The sequence below is a fragment of the Nitratireductor luteus genome, assembly GCF_026162365.1.
GTDB lineage: Bacteria > Pseudomonadota > Alphaproteobacteria > Rhizobiales > Rhizobiaceae > Chelativorans > Chelativorans luteus.
Map to the genome: position 1 here is coordinate 251,741 of NZ_JAOANW010000005.1, position 12,763 is coordinate 264,503.

Annotated in this window: 14 protein-coding genes; 7 read left to right on the forward strand and 7 right to left on the reverse strand. The window is 63.5% G+C overall.

What is annotated here, in order from left to right:
• Window positions 1-14 precede the first annotated feature (14 nt).
• Window positions 15-1,037 carry an AAA family ATPase gene (locus tag N1058_RS08140; protein ID WP_265517002.1) on the reverse strand — a complete coding sequence of 341 codons (1,023 nt, stop codon included), beginning with the start codon at window positions 1,035-1,037 and terminating at the stop codon, window positions 15-17.
• Window positions 1,038-1,232: 195 nt separating this feature from the next.
• Here N1058_RS08140 and N1058_RS08145 point away from each other — a divergent pair, with 195 nt between their 5' ends.
• Genes N1058_RS08145 through N1058_RS08155 form a run of 3 tightly spaced genes read left to right on the forward strand, consistent with a single transcriptional unit; the run spans window position 1,233 to window position 3,718 of the window.
• Window positions 1,233-1,829 carry a DUF1285 domain-containing protein gene (locus tag N1058_RS08145; protein ID WP_476739407.1) on the forward strand — a complete coding sequence of 199 codons (597 nt, stop codon included), beginning with the start codon at window positions 1,233-1,235 and terminating at the stop codon, window positions 1,827-1,829.
• Window positions 1,822-2,463, forward strand: a complete 642-nt coding sequence (locus N1058_RS08150) for a CoA pyrophosphatase (protein WP_265517003.1) — start codon at window positions 1,822-1,824, stop codon at window positions 2,461-2,463. Before N1058_RS08145 ends, N1058_RS08150 begins: the two co-directional genes overlap by 8 nt.
• Complete coding sequence (locus tag N1058_RS08155; protein WP_265517004.1) at window positions 2,456-3,718, forward strand: CCA tRNA nucleotidyltransferase; 1,263 nt, start codon at window positions 2,456-2,458, stop codon at window positions 3,716-3,718. The genes N1058_RS08150 and N1058_RS08155 overlap by 8 nt, the downstream gene beginning before the upstream one ends.
• Before the next feature lie 49 nt (window positions 3,719-3,767).
• On the opposite strand, the gene N1058_RS08160 is transcribed toward N1058_RS08155, so the two are convergent.
• Complete coding sequence (locus tag N1058_RS08160; protein ID WP_265517005.1) at window positions 3,768-3,953, reverse strand: DUF1059 domain-containing protein; 186 nt, start codon at window positions 3,951-3,953, stop codon at window positions 3,768-3,770.
• Between the two features lie 149 nt (window positions 3,954-4,102).
• Window positions 4,103-4,993, reverse strand: a complete 891-nt coding sequence (locus N1058_RS08165) for a LysR substrate-binding domain-containing protein (RefSeq protein WP_265517006.1) — start codon at window positions 4,991-4,993, stop codon at window positions 4,103-4,105.
• On the opposite strand from N1058_RS08165, the gene N1058_RS08170 reads away from it, so the two are divergent.
• The gene (locus N1058_RS08170; RefSeq protein WP_420847955.1) at window positions 4,992-5,276 is read left to right on the forward strand and encodes a hypothetical protein; all 285 of its coding nucleotides are present in this window, start codon (window positions 4,992-4,994) and stop codon (window positions 5,274-5,276) included. The two genes, N1058_RS08165 and N1058_RS08170, sit on opposite strands and share 2 nt — an antisense overlap.
• Window positions 5,277-5,278: 2 nt before the next feature.
• On the opposite strand, the gene N1058_RS08175 is transcribed toward N1058_RS08170, so the two are convergent.
• Window positions 5,279-7,177, reverse strand: coding sequence for an ABC transporter ATP-binding protein (locus N1058_RS08175; protein WP_265517007.1), 1,899 nt, complete (start codon window positions 7,175-7,177; stop codon window positions 5,279-5,281).
• Complete coding sequence (locus N1058_RS08180; protein ID WP_265517008.1) at window positions 7,174-9,021, reverse strand: ABC transporter ATP-binding protein; 1,848 nt, start codon at window positions 9,019-9,021, stop codon at window positions 7,174-7,176. Before N1058_RS08180 ends, N1058_RS08175 begins: the two co-directional genes overlap by 4 nt.
• 630 nt (window positions 9,022-9,651) lie before the next feature.
• On the opposite strand from N1058_RS08180, the gene N1058_RS08185 reads away from it, so the two are divergent.
• Window positions 9,652-10,128 (forward strand): tRNA (cytidine(34)-2'-O)-methyltransferase, encoded by a 477-nt coding sequence (locus N1058_RS08185; RefSeq protein WP_265517162.1) that lies wholly within the window; start codon window positions 9,652-9,654, stop codon window positions 10,126-10,128.
• Between the two features lie 162 nt (window positions 10,129-10,290).
• On the opposite strand, the gene N1058_RS08190 is transcribed toward N1058_RS08185, so the two are convergent.
• The gene (locus tag N1058_RS08190) at window positions 10,291-10,548 is read right to left on the reverse strand and encodes a hypothetical protein (protein WP_265517009.1); all 258 of its coding nucleotides are present in this window, start codon (window positions 10,546-10,548) and stop codon (window positions 10,291-10,293) included.
• Window positions 10,549-10,660: 112 nt separating this feature from the next.
• Here N1058_RS08190 and hemF point away from each other — a divergent pair, with 112 nt between their 5' ends.
• On the forward strand, window positions 10,661-11,575 hold the full coding sequence (hemF, locus tag N1058_RS08195) for an oxygen-dependent coproporphyrinogen oxidase (RefSeq protein ID WP_265517010.1): 915 nt from the start codon (window positions 10,661-10,663) through the stop codon (window positions 11,573-11,575).
• A 28-nt stretch (window positions 11,576-11,603) separates the two neighbouring features.
• Here the strand turns inward: hemF and N1058_RS08200 are convergent, their stop codons facing one another.
• On the reverse strand, window positions 11,604-12,236 hold the full coding sequence (locus N1058_RS08200) for a LysE family translocator (RefSeq protein WP_265517011.1): 633 nt from the start codon (window positions 12,234-12,236) through the stop codon (window positions 11,604-11,606).
• A gap of 192 nt (window positions 12,237-12,428) precedes the next feature.
• Here N1058_RS08200 and N1058_RS08205 point away from each other — a divergent pair, with 192 nt between their 5' ends.
• Entirely contained in the window at window positions 12,429-12,755 is a 327-nt protein-coding gene (locus tag N1058_RS08205; protein ID WP_338040641.1) for a DUF6665 family protein, read from the forward strand.
• The last annotated feature ends 8 nt before the right edge of the window (window positions 12,756-12,763 follow it).

Genomic DNA, 12,763 nt, shown 5'->3' on the forward strand with positions numbered 1-12,763 from the left:
CTTCGGGCCGGCCATCAGCCGAGCGCCTTGACGAGCCGCGCAATCACATCGCGCACGCTCATGCCCTCGGCGCGGGCGGCGAAGGTGAGCGCCATGCGGTGCTGGAGCACGGGTTCGGCAAGTGCGCGCACGTCGTCGACGGAAGGCGCCAGCCGCCCGTCGTAAAGCGCGCGGGCGCGGGCGCACAGGGTCAGTGCCTGGCTTGCGCGCGGGCCGGGGCCCCAGGCGACATGGCGGTCGGTTTCAGGGTGGCCGAGGCCTGGACGGGCGAGGCGCACGAGGGCCAGAATCGCCTCCACCACGCTGTCGGGCACCGGCATCCGGCGGATCAGAAGCTGAATCTGCTTAAGCCGCTCGGGCGTCAGCACGTTTTCCGGCCTGGCCTCGTTGATGCCGGTGGTTTCCAAAAGGATGCGCCGCTCCGCGTCGATCTCGGGATAAAGTATGTCCACCTGCATCAGGAACCGGTCCAGCTGGGCTTCGGGCAGGGGATATGTCCCTTCCTGCTCCAGCGGGTTCTGGGTGGCCAGCACATGGAACGGGCTCGGCAGGTCGTGGCGGTGGCCGGCCACCGTCACGTGATATTCCTGCATCGATTGAAGAAGCGCGGACTGGGTGCGCGGGCTCGCGCGGTTGATCTCGTCGGCCATCAGAAGCTGCGCGAAGACCGGGCCGGGCAGGAAACGGAAGCCGCGCTTTCCCTCGCTGTCCTGCTCCATCACCTCGGAGCCCAGAATGTCCGATGGCATCAGGTCGGGCGTGAACTGGATGCGGCGGGCGTCGAGCCCCAGCACCACGCCCAGCGTTTCCACCAGCTTGGTCTTGGCCAGCCCCGGCACACCCACCAGCAGTGCATGACCGCCGGCGAGGATCGCCACCATGGTGCGCTCGACCACAGCCTCCTGACCGAAAATGACGCGCCCCACGCCGTCGCGCACCTTGGCAATGTCCCCAAGGGCAGCCTCGGCTTCCGCCACCAGTTTTTTCTCGTCGACCTTGCCGGCTGCCGTATCCTGATCCCGGGCTATGATGCTCATGCGCTGTCGTCCCTCGTTTGTGCCAATCTCATTGGCCCACGACGCCTTGCGACCGGAAACGCGAAAATCGCGGCGGCGCTCTGCTAGAAGCTTAAATCACTCCGTGAGGCTGACAAGCCGATTGAGAGTGACTATTTCGTGACCATGCACAGGCAAAGCGACAAGAATGTGAGCAACGATCCGAGACTTTCCAAGATGCAGGATGCCAGCGGGCTGGAGGCTCTGATCGCGCGCGCGGCGCGCTCGGGTCGGGGCGCACCGCCCGTAGAGCGCTGGGATCCGCCCTTTTGCGGCGACCTGGATATGGAAATCAAAAGCGACGGCACCTGGTTCTATCTGGGCACGCCGATCGGCCGTATGCCGCTGGTGCAGCTTTTCTCCTCGGTCCTGCGCAAGGACGAGGACGGCAAGACCTATCTCGTAACACCGGTGGAAAAGGTCGGTATCCGCGTCGAAGACGCGCATTTCGTAGCCGTCGAGATGGCGGTTTCCGGGGCTGGCGCGAATCAATCCCTCACATTCCGTACCAATGTGGGCGACGTGGTGGAGGCCGGACCCGAACACCGGCTGCGTTTCGTGGAGGAAGAGGCGACGGGCGGCGTGAAACCATATCTGGCCGTTCGCGGGCGGCTGGAGGCGCTGGTGGCCCGGCCGGTCATGTATGAGATGATCGACATCGGCGAGGAGATCGATGTCGACGGCGTCGCCATGTTCGCGGTGCGCTCGCAAGGCACTGTTTTTCCCATAATGCCGGTTTCCCGGCTGAACAGGCTGGCCGGCCAGGATGACTGACGCGCTGATCCATCCTCCGTTTTCGGCACAGGAATTCCGCCGGCGCGCGGCCGCGCAGGATCCCGACGTGGACGGCGACGACTATGGCGACCACCGCCTCAACCCCGATCTGAAGCATATGATCGTGCGCGACGGGCTGCACGATGCGGCGGTGCTTGTCCCCGTGGTCGATCACGGCGACGAGGCAACGCTCATCCTGACCCAGCGCGCCGAGAAGCTGCGTGCCCATTCCGGGCAGATCGCGCTGCCAGGCGGGCGGATAGACCCCACCGACGTCTCGCCCGAACACGCGGCGCTGCGCGAGGCGGAGGAGGAGATCGGCCTTGAGCCGGAGCGCATCGACGTGGTGGGCCGTATGCCGGACTATGTCACGGGAAGCGGCTACCGCATCCGGCCGGTGCTCTCCGTCGTGAGGCCCGGATTCTCGTTGAAGCTCAATCCCGACGAGGTGGATGCGGCCTTCGAGGTGCCCTTGTCCTTCCTGATGGACCCGGGCAATCACCGCCGGGAAAGCCGCCTGTGGCAAAGCCGTGAACGGTTTTATTATACAATGCCTTACGGTGATCGCTTCATATGGGGTGTTACCGCCGGCATCCTGCGCACGCTGTATGAAAGGCTCTATGCCGATGAGTGAGGAAACCATTGCCGGACGCGCTCCCTGGCTCGCCGAGCCGGGTCTGCAGGCGCTGCTCGCCGCGCTTGCTCAGGGCGGGCAGGAGGCGCGGATTGCCGGCGGCGCGGTGCGCAACGCGCTGATGGGGCAGGGCGTAACCGATGTCGATATCGCCACCACCACGCCTCCCGATGAGACCATCACGCGGGCGAGGGCCGCCGGCTTCAAGGCAATTCCGACAGGCTATGAGCACGGCACGATCACCGTCGTGGCCAGCGGAAAACCCTACGAGGTCACCACGCTGCGCGACGATGTGGAAACCTTCGGCCGGCATGCGCGCGTCGTCTTCGGTACCGACTGGAAGCGCGATGCGGAGCGGCGCGACTTCACCATCAATGCGCTTTATGCCGAGGCTGACGGGCGCGTGGTCGATCTCGTCGGCGGACTGGACGACATCGCCGCCCGGAGGCTCCGCTTCATCGGCGAGGCCGAGCAGCGCATCCGCGAGGACTATCTGCGCATCCTCCGCTTCTTCCGCTTCTTCGCCTGGTATGGCGATGGCAGACCCGATGCGGAGGGGCTGAAGGCAGCGACCAGGCTGCGGGCCGGGCTGGCCGAGCTTTCGGCGGAGCGCGTGTGGAGCGAATTGAAGAAGCTCCTGTCCGCGCCCGATCCTTCCCGCGCCCTCTTGTGGATGCGGCAAACGGGCGTACTGACGGCCGTTCTTCCCGAAAGCGAGAAATGGGGCATCGACGGCATACATCCGCTGGCCGAGACGGAAAGGGCGCTGGGCTGGCCGGTCGATCCCATGCTTCGGCTGATGGCGATGGTCCCGCCGGACGCCGCGCGCCTCGAAGCGATGGCTTCCAGGCTGCGCATGTCCAAGGCCGAAGCCGCGATTCTCGTCGCCTGGGCGCGGTCGCCCACGCCCGACCCGCAGATGAAGCGCGGCGACTTCGAAAAGCTGCTCTACGGTTCAGACGCGCGGGGTCTTGAGACACGCTTGCGGCTGGCGCTGACAGGTGCGCGCGCCAGAGCGGCAGAAGATGGCGAGGCACTGATGGCCGCTGCCGGCTGCCGGCGCCTGCTCGATATTCTGAAAGACTGGGAAAAGCCCGCCTTTCCGGTCGGCGGCGAAGACCTGATTGCCCGCGGCATCAAGCCCGGCAGGGAAATGGGGGAAATGCTGTCAGCGCTTGAGAACCGCTGGATCGAGAGCGGGTTCCAGCTGTCGCGGGAGGAGTTGCTCGAGCAAGCGGCTAGTCCTGATGACTGACCGACAGCGAGCGCAAGCGGTCATTCATCAGGATCGTTGATATTGCCTGTCAGGCAGCGTTTTTCGCCCGATCGATGCGCGAGCGAATGGCTTCGATCATGCTTTCGCGGATGATGGTCTCGCCATGCGCCTCGCGCATGTGCTCGACCGCCCGGCGAATGACTTCGGCTTCTTCCTCGTGGCGCGTGTGCCAATCGCAGCCGGGCACAAGCGTTCCGCAATGAAATTCCTTCATGGTTCGGTCCTCCTTGTTGGTGGTTGCCCGTTGGCCCCATACCTCCACTATAGCATTTAATGTGGCTTCGCGTTGACATGAGACAAGGCAATCCGTCCGATTCTTTTGAGTCTCTGATGCCCTCAGCGACGGGTTCATCGGCTGGGCTCTTACGTTTGAACCGTTCTTGAAATCTCGTCGCGCAGCCAGTCCTTGAAATCCTTCACCTTTTTGCGTTCCGTCCGCTCTTTTGACGTGATGAGCCAATAAGCGAGGCCGGTTGGCTGCCGTTCCTTGAATGGGCATACCAGGAGGCCCGCTGCCAGCGCGTCGTGGGCCAGCGTTTGCCAGGCCAGCAGAACACCCTGGCCGGCGATGGCCGCATCCAGCGCCAGCGCGGCGTCGGTGAAGGTGTAGCCGCCGCCCAGCGCCTCCTCCGTCAGGCCGTGCAGCTTCAGCCAGATATCCCAGCTGATATTCGCGTTGGCATCGCGGACAATCGGCACATGGCGAAGGTCTTCGGGTGTCTTCAGGTGCTGTGCAAGCGCCGGTGTGCATACCGGAAAGACTTCCTGTGGCAGCAAATGCTCGGCCTTCACCCCCGGCCAGTCTCCCTCGCCGACGCGGATGGCCATGTCGATGTCGGAAGCGTCCGGGTCGACCAGCGCCACCGAGGCGTCGAGGCGCACGCGCATGCGGGGGTGGAGCCGCGAATAGCCGGCAAGGCGGGGCACCAGCCATTTGGCGGCGAAGACGGGGGCAACTGAGATGGTCAGGACATCGTCGCTCTCGCGTTGCGCCAGCGCCACGGCCTCATCAAGACGCGCAAAACCCTCGTTGAGCCGGCCCGCGATCTGCCGTCCGAAGGCTGTTGGAGCAAGCCCGCGCGCGCTGCGGTCGAAGACCTTGCGGCCCATCTGCTTCTCGCAGCGAATGACGTGCTGGCTCACTGCGCCGACCGTCACGCCCAGCTCTTCGGCGGCTGCGGCCAGCGAGCCCAGGCGCAGGACCGATTCGACGGCTTTCAGGGCGTTCAGATGGATGCGGTTCAAGTTCTTCATGCAGTTTTTCTATATGATCCTGCATGTAAACTCCATTGATATCCCCGCCTGCAAGGCAAATTATGACCTGATTCTTGCTGGAGATGGAGATATGTTCAAGTTTTTATCGATACTTTCCCGGCGCGAATTCATTCCTCGGACGCAGCCGCAGGACGACGGGGAAGCATGGCGCCGCGATCCGCTGGCACACCCTGTGCTTCAAGCGATGAGCCAGCGCGAGCTTGCGGATTTACCGCTTGGGGCAGGTTTCATTCGCGCGGCGGACCAGCCGCCGCGACGCTGAATTCATTCCGCCGCTAGGCGCTCGCCGAGGAAGCCGCCGGACTGTCGCTTCCACAGTTGGGCATAGAGCCCGCCTTTCCCGACGAGTGCTTCATGGGTGCCTTCTTCCACAACGCGCCCCTCATCGAGCACGATCACGCGGTCGAGCGCGGCGATGGTCGACAGGCGGTGCGCCACGGCTATCACCGTCTTGCCTTCCATGAGGTTCTGCAAATTCTCCTGGATCACCGACTCGATCTCCGAGTCCAGCGCAGAGGTCGCTTCGTCCAGAATGAGCACCGGCGCATTCTTCAGCATCATGCGGGCAATGGCGACGCGCTGGCGCTGCCCGCCCGAAAGCTTGACGCCGCGCTCGCCCACATGGGCGTCATAGCCGGTGCGGCCCTTGGGGTCGCTGACGCCGAGGATGAAGTCATGGGCGGAGGCGCGCTTGGCGGCCGCTATGATCTCCGCTTCGCTGGCGCCGGGCTTGCCATAGGCTATGTTCTCGCGGATCGAGCGGTGCATCAGCATCGGTTCCTGGCTGACGACACCGAATTGCGCGCGCAGCGAGGCCTGGGTGACGCTGCGGATATCCTGCCCGTCGACCAGGATGCGTCCCTCCTCGACGTCGAACAGCCGCAGCAGCAGGTTGACGATCGTCGTCTTGCCGGCGCCCGAAGGGCCGACCAGCGCAACGCGCTCGCCCGGACGGATATGCAGGTTCAACCGTTCGATCACGCCGGGATGGTCCTCGTCGCTGTCCTTGCCGTAGCTGAAGGAGACATTGTCGAAGCGGATGTCGCCGGTGACGGGTTCCATCGTGGCGGCATCGGCCGCATCGCGAATGGCCGGCTTCCTCGAGATGACGCCGGTGGCATCCTGCACGGTGGCGAAGGCGCGGATCAGGCCGTTGATGTTGAACATCATGTAGCCGGACATCTGGTTGAGCCTGTAGACGAGCCCCATGGCGGCGGCGATCTCGCCGGTGGTGGCGGCACCGTTCATCCATCTCGTCACGGCAAGGGTGCCGATGGCGAACATCATGAAGCCGTTAAGAATGGCGACGGCGGCGCGCACGCGGGTGATGGCCCGGGTGAGTTTGCGCACGGCGGCCAGGAAGCGTGCCATGCCTTCGCGCACATAGCCATGCTCGCGCTTGCCGCTGTCGAACAGCTTCACGGCCATGATATTGGTGAAGGCGTCGACCATGCGGCCATTGAGGATCGAGCGTTCGTCGGCGGTGCGGCGGCCGGCTTCGCGCAGCGGCGGCAGGAGATAGCGCGCCGTGACGAGAAACGCCGCGAACCAGACCGCCAGCACCACGCCCATCATCGGGTCGAGCACGGTCAGGATGGTACCGGCTAGCACCAGGAAGGTCAGAAAGCTCCACATGGTCTGGAGCGAGGAAACGATGAAATCGCCCGTTGCCTCACCGCCCTGCATGATCTTGGTGGCGATGCGGCCTGCGAAGTCGTTCTGGTAGAACTCGTAAGTCTGATCCATCACCCGGCGGAAGGACTGCCAGCGCACGCGCTGATAGAAGGACGGCGCGATGACCTGTTCTTCCAGCACGGTATTGACGATCATGATCGCCGCTCGGCCGAAAAGCACCAGAAAGGCGAATCCCGCCAGCATCGGCCAGTGGTCGGCCAGCAGTGTCGCCGGCGTCGAATTGTCGAGTGCGTCGATCAGCCAGCCGAGCGCCCAGTAGAGCGCGGCATCGACCGATCCCATCAGCCCGCCCGCCAGCAGCAGCAGGATGAACGGCCATTTGGCCTGGCGGGCGAAGAACCAGATGAAATCGCGGGCGGAAGAGGGCAGCACTTCGCGGTCGGTATCGCCGAAGGGGTCGATCACCCCTTCGGCGCGCCGCCATGCGCGCTCGCTCAAATTGCGCGGCGTGCCTTCCTCGGTGCTCATTCAGCTGCCTCCGCCTGGTCGACGTCCAGAAACCCGCCCGATTGCCTTTGCCACAGGCCGGCATAGATCCCCCCGGCGACAACCAGCGTATCATGGCTGCCTTCCTCCACGATGCTGCCCTTGTCCATCACGATAAGCCGGTCCATGGCCGCGATGGTCGAGAGGCGGTGGGCAATGGCGATCACGGTCTTTCCTTCCATGAGCCTGTACAGGTTTTCCTGGATGGCGGCTTCGGCTTCCGAATCGAGCGCCGATGTCGCCTCGTCCAGGATGAGGATGGGCGCATCCTTCAACATCACACGGGCAATGGCGATGCGCTGGCGCTGGCCGCCCGAAAGCTTGACGCCACGCTCGCCTACATGCGCATCGAACCCTTTGCGCCCCTTTATGTCGGTAAGCGCCTCGATGAATTCCAGTGCCTCGGCGCGGCGCGCCGCCTCGATCACCTGTTCTTCGGTCGCGTCCGGCCTGCCATAGGCGATGTTGTCGCGCAGTGAGCGGTGCAGGAGCGAGGTATCCTGTGTCACCACGCCGATCTGCTCGCGCAGGCTCTCCTGTCTGACATCGGTGATGTCCGTCCCGTCGATCAGGATACGGCCCCCCTGCAGGTCGTGAAACCGCAGGAGAAGGTTCACGAGCGTCGACTTGCCGGCGCCCGAGCGGCCGACGAGGCCGACCTTCTCGCCGGGCCGGATGGCGAGCGACAGATCGTCGATGACGCCGCCGGCCTTGCCGTAGTGGAAGCCGATCCGGTCGAAGACGATCTCGCCCCGGGGCACCTGCAGTTCCCCGGCGCCGGGCTTGTCGTCGACCACGCGGGGAAGCGAGATGGAGGCTATGCCGTCCTGCACCGTGCCGACATTTTCGAACAGCGCGGTCAGTTCCCACATGATCCACTGCGACATGCCCCACAGCCTCAGCACGAGGCCGAGCACCACCGCGACGGAGCCCACGGTAACGGCTTCGGCAAGCCACAGCTGGATCGACAGCGCGCCGACCGCCACCAGGCACAACGCATTGAGCAGGTAGAGCATGCCGTAGAGGCCGGTGATCAGGCGGAACTGCCGATAGACGGTGCCGAGGAACCCGTTCATGCCCTCGCGCGCGAAGCTCGCCTCGCGGCGGGCGTGGGAGAACAGCTTGACCGTCTGGATGTTGGTGTAGCTGTCGACGATACGGCCGGTCATGATCGAGCGTGCGTCGGCCTGCTTCTCCGCCACTTTTCCGAGCAGGGGAATGTAGTGCCGCATCAACAGGGCGTAGCCCGCCAGCCAGACCAGGAGGGGAGCGGCCAGCTGCCAATCGGCCGAGGCGGCAAGGAACAGCATCCCGGCGAAATAGACCGTCACGTAGTTCATCACGTCGACCAGCTTGATCACGCATTCGCGCACGGCGAGCGCGGTCTGCATGAGCTTTGTGGCGATGCGCCCGGCGAACTCTTCCTGGTAGAAGCTCATCGATTGCTTGAGCAGGTAGCGATGCACCTGCCAGCGGACGCGCATGGGATAGTTGCCCATCAGCACCTGATGGGTGATGAGGCCGTAGAGATAGACCGTCGCCGGCAGGACGACGGCGACGATCAGTGCCATGCCTGCAAGCTTCAGTCCCTCTTCTTCGAGGAAGGTCGCACGGTCCCTGGCCGCCAGCCAGTCGACTATGTTGCCCAGGAAGGAGAACATCCACACTTCCGCAAGGGCAATGATCATCATCAGCACCGCCGACATGGCGATGAAGGGCCAAGCACCCTTGGTGAAGTGCAGGCAGAAGGTAAGGAATGTGCGCGGCGGCTCCTCCGGCTCCTCTCCGGGGAAGGGGTTCAGTCGTCGTTCAAACCAGTCAAACATCAATTCGTCCTCGAAGCGGCGCCGGCACTCGCGCCGGCGCCTTTTCCTTCGGTTATCTGTGGCCCTTGCGCGGTGCGGCCGGCGCTCCATGCTGTATGTCGTTCAAGGGCCGTAATCCGCCCTTGCCGGCCAGTTGCCGGAGCGCGGTCTTTCGGCCGCTCAGTGGCTCGTTGAAGGGATGCTCCTTTTGTTTCCCCGCGCCAAGCGCGGCTGCAAAAGCTCCTGACAGTGTCGTGGCAGGAGATTGCGGCGTTGCGGCGGGACGGGCGGAGCGGTCGGTTTCAGGCGCGTCAGCGCCGTTGTTGGTCGATTTTCGCATGAGACGAATCCATTGGGTGTTCCGGAAACGATTTCCGGCGGATTCGCTTGCGAATGCTGAATGATTTCAGGGTAAGCTTGGTCGCGAAACCGCCGTCAGGCCTTCTGGCCGACCCCTGCCCAGGGGCGCGCGCAGAATGGGGCAACGAAAATCATGTAGTCCATTTCTGCCTCCAGCGGTTTGCGTCGATGCGGGTGAACTTATAAGTGGCCCGTGCGTTATTGACCAGTCTCTGGTCGATTCTGTGAACACGCATTTGGTGTGGGTGTTGCGCCCCGGATACAGTCGGTTGCATCGTGAATGACTACATCATGAACCAGACAGGGCTTCGAGTTGCACTATTCCAACCGGATATCGCCGGCAATACCGGGGCAATCCTCCGACTGGCGGCGTGTATGGGGGTGCATGTCGACCTGATCGAGCCGGCGGGATTCGAAATCTCGGACAAGGCGCTCAAACGCGCTGGGATGGACTACCTCGAAATGTGCAGGTTGCAGCGTCATCCTTCCTGGGAGAATTTCAACGCGTGGCGTCTGCGCGGGGAGCGGCGGCTGATTCTCTTCACAACCAAGGCTTGTGTGCCCTACACAGCGTTCGCCTACAAGTCGGACGACATCCTCCTCTTCGGCAGGGAATCGGCGGGGGTTCCGGATTTCGTGCATCAGGCCGCCGCTCATCGCCTGGTCATCCCGATACGAAAGGAAGCGCGCAGCCTCAATCTCGCCATATCGGTGGCGATGGCGGTCGGCGAAGCCACCAGACAGGCGGTGAATCTCAACAAACCCTGAAGCGGCGGGCCGACGCCCCGCCGCTCCAGGCGGTCGAAATGACCCGCCGGCAGACTAGGCGGCGCGGGCAGAACGAAAAAGCTCAATGCCGTTCAAGTTTGCGGCGATTTCCGTCAATTCCGTTTGATAAGGTCGGGGTGATATTATGGTTGCCGGATGGCTTCAGTCTGCGGTCGGCAACCGGCGCATGGTGAATTCGATCACGCCGCCGGGGCGCTCGCACCAGCTCTCGATCTCCGTCCAATAGGCCTGCTTGGGCCAACGCTCCAGCCATTCGCGCGCCTTGGCGCGGGCCTGATCCCGCGGCAGCGAAAAACTCTCGCGCAGGAAGCCGTCGCGCGGCATCCTGTGTCCGTTGGCGCGCTGCTTGTCGAGGGTGCGCTTGAGGCCCTCTAGCGGCGGTTTGGCGGGTACACGCACGAAAGAACTCCTTGACCCGACTGTCAGGAAGATTAGGTCTCGCCCGTGAGAATTGCGAGTCATTTATGCTACAGCGCCGTGCGTCCTTTCGCGGTGGCGCGAAAGGAAAGCGATGGAACGTCCCGACCTGCCTGCCGGCATCCCCGACAATATCGAAGAAAAGAAGAACGCTGCCAGGCAATGGTTCGAGACGCTACGCGACCGCACCTGCATGGCCTTCGAAAGGCTGGAGGACGAACTGACGGGGCCTCTTTCCACCCGCGCACCCGGCCGTTTTGAGCGGACCCCTTGGCTGCGTGACGAAGGCGAAGGCGGTGGCGGCGTCATGTCGGTGATGCATGGCCGCGTGTTCGAGAAGGTCGGTGTGCACACTTCCACCGTCCATGGCGAATTCTCGCACGACTTCCGCAAGCAGATACCGGGCGCAGAGGAGGATCCGCGCTTCTGGGCGTCCGGTATTTCGCTGATCGCCCATCCGCAGAACCCGCATGTGCCGGCAGTCCATATGAACACGCGCATGGTGATCACCACGCGGCAATGGTTTGGCGGCGGCGCCGATCTAACGCCGGTGCTCGACCGCCGCCGCACCCAGGAGGACGCCGACACGGTGGCCTTCCACAAGGCCATGCAGTTCGTCTGCGACAAGCACTTCGGTGTCGCCGACCACACTAAGTTCAAGAACTGGTGCGACGAGTATTTCTACCTTCCGCACCGGCATGAGCCGCGCGGCGTGGGCGGCATCTTCTACGACTGGCTGAAGACGCCGGAGGAAAAGGGCGGCTGGAACGCCGATTTCTCCTTCACCCAGGATGTCGGCCGCGCTTTCCTCGTCGTTTACCAGCATCTGGTCCGCAAGAACTTCAACACCAACTGGACCGAGGCGGATCGCGAGGAGCAGCTCATCCGCCGTGGACGCTACGTGGAATTTAACCTGCTCTACGATCGCGGCACGATCTTCGGCCTGAAGACCGGCGGCAATGTTGATTCCATCCTGTCCAGCATGCCTCCAGTGGTGAAGTGGCCGTAGGAGCGCGTTGCGGAAAGTGCGCCATGATCTAAGGCCTTAATGTCGCCAGTTTCAGTCCGAACCCGACGAACACAGCGCCGGTAACGGCTTTCAGCCAGCGCTGCATCCACTGTTTGCCGGCGAGTGTTCGCAGGGAAGCGAGCAGCAGCACGAGGGCGGAGAACCAGATCACGTTGAGGAGGGAGTGAATCACCACCAGGGCGAAGGCCCAGATGGTGGCTTCCGCGGTTGCCGGGATGAACTGCGGGAAGGCGGCCAGGTAGAACATGGAGACCTTGGGATTGAGTGCATTGGTGAGGAACCCTTCGCCGACGGCCCGCGCCAGCGTTCGCCTCCGCTTGGCAGGGGCAGTGGCGACCGGCGCGGCTACGCCGCGCCATGCCTGCCACAACGCCTTGGCACCGATGTAGCAGAGATACGCCGCACCCAGCATCTTCACGATGAAGAAAGCCTCGGCCGATTGCACCAGGATGATCGATATCCCGAGGATCGACAGCGCGCCGTGCACATAGAAGGCGGCGAAGAAGCCGGCAATGTTGGCGAAGCCCGCTGCCTTACCGGAAGTGGGCACCGTCTTGGCGACTAGTACCCCGTTGGGGCCGGGCGACACTACCAGCAGTGCAGCCACGAAGGTAAAGGCAAGCAGTTCGAGCATGGTCATGGGAATTTCCGGCAATCGACCAAACGGCATATGGCAGATGGGACGCCATTGCGGTGCAATATTCAATTTCAATTGTGTCACCGCTGCAATTTTGGGTTTGAAGGAGAAAGATTGTCGCTGCCGTTCGGTCCAATGCGGCTGGCTGCTCTTGCAAGCCCCGCACTCCGTATTGTTTGATGAGGTCACGGTCGCATGCATGGCCGCCATGGTGGCGAGGACGGAATGCTTGGCAATCCGAAAAACAGCCGGTCCAGAACCGGCGTCGATACGCTCGACTACGAGTTGGTGGAGGAGATGGCCATCGCGCTTGGCGAGGCGGGCCGGAGGGCCGAACGCGCGCTGGGCCGGCTACACGCGCAGGCCCCCGATGAGGTCGATCCGGAGCTGTTGAAGGTGGCGACGGATGCCGTCTACGCCTATTTCATCCAGCGCGAACTCTGCGGGCTCAAGCGCCACGACGCAGTAATTCGGGACATGGGCATTCCCCGCAAGGTGCTGGCGCGCCTGGGCAGCTGCTGATCGCGCCG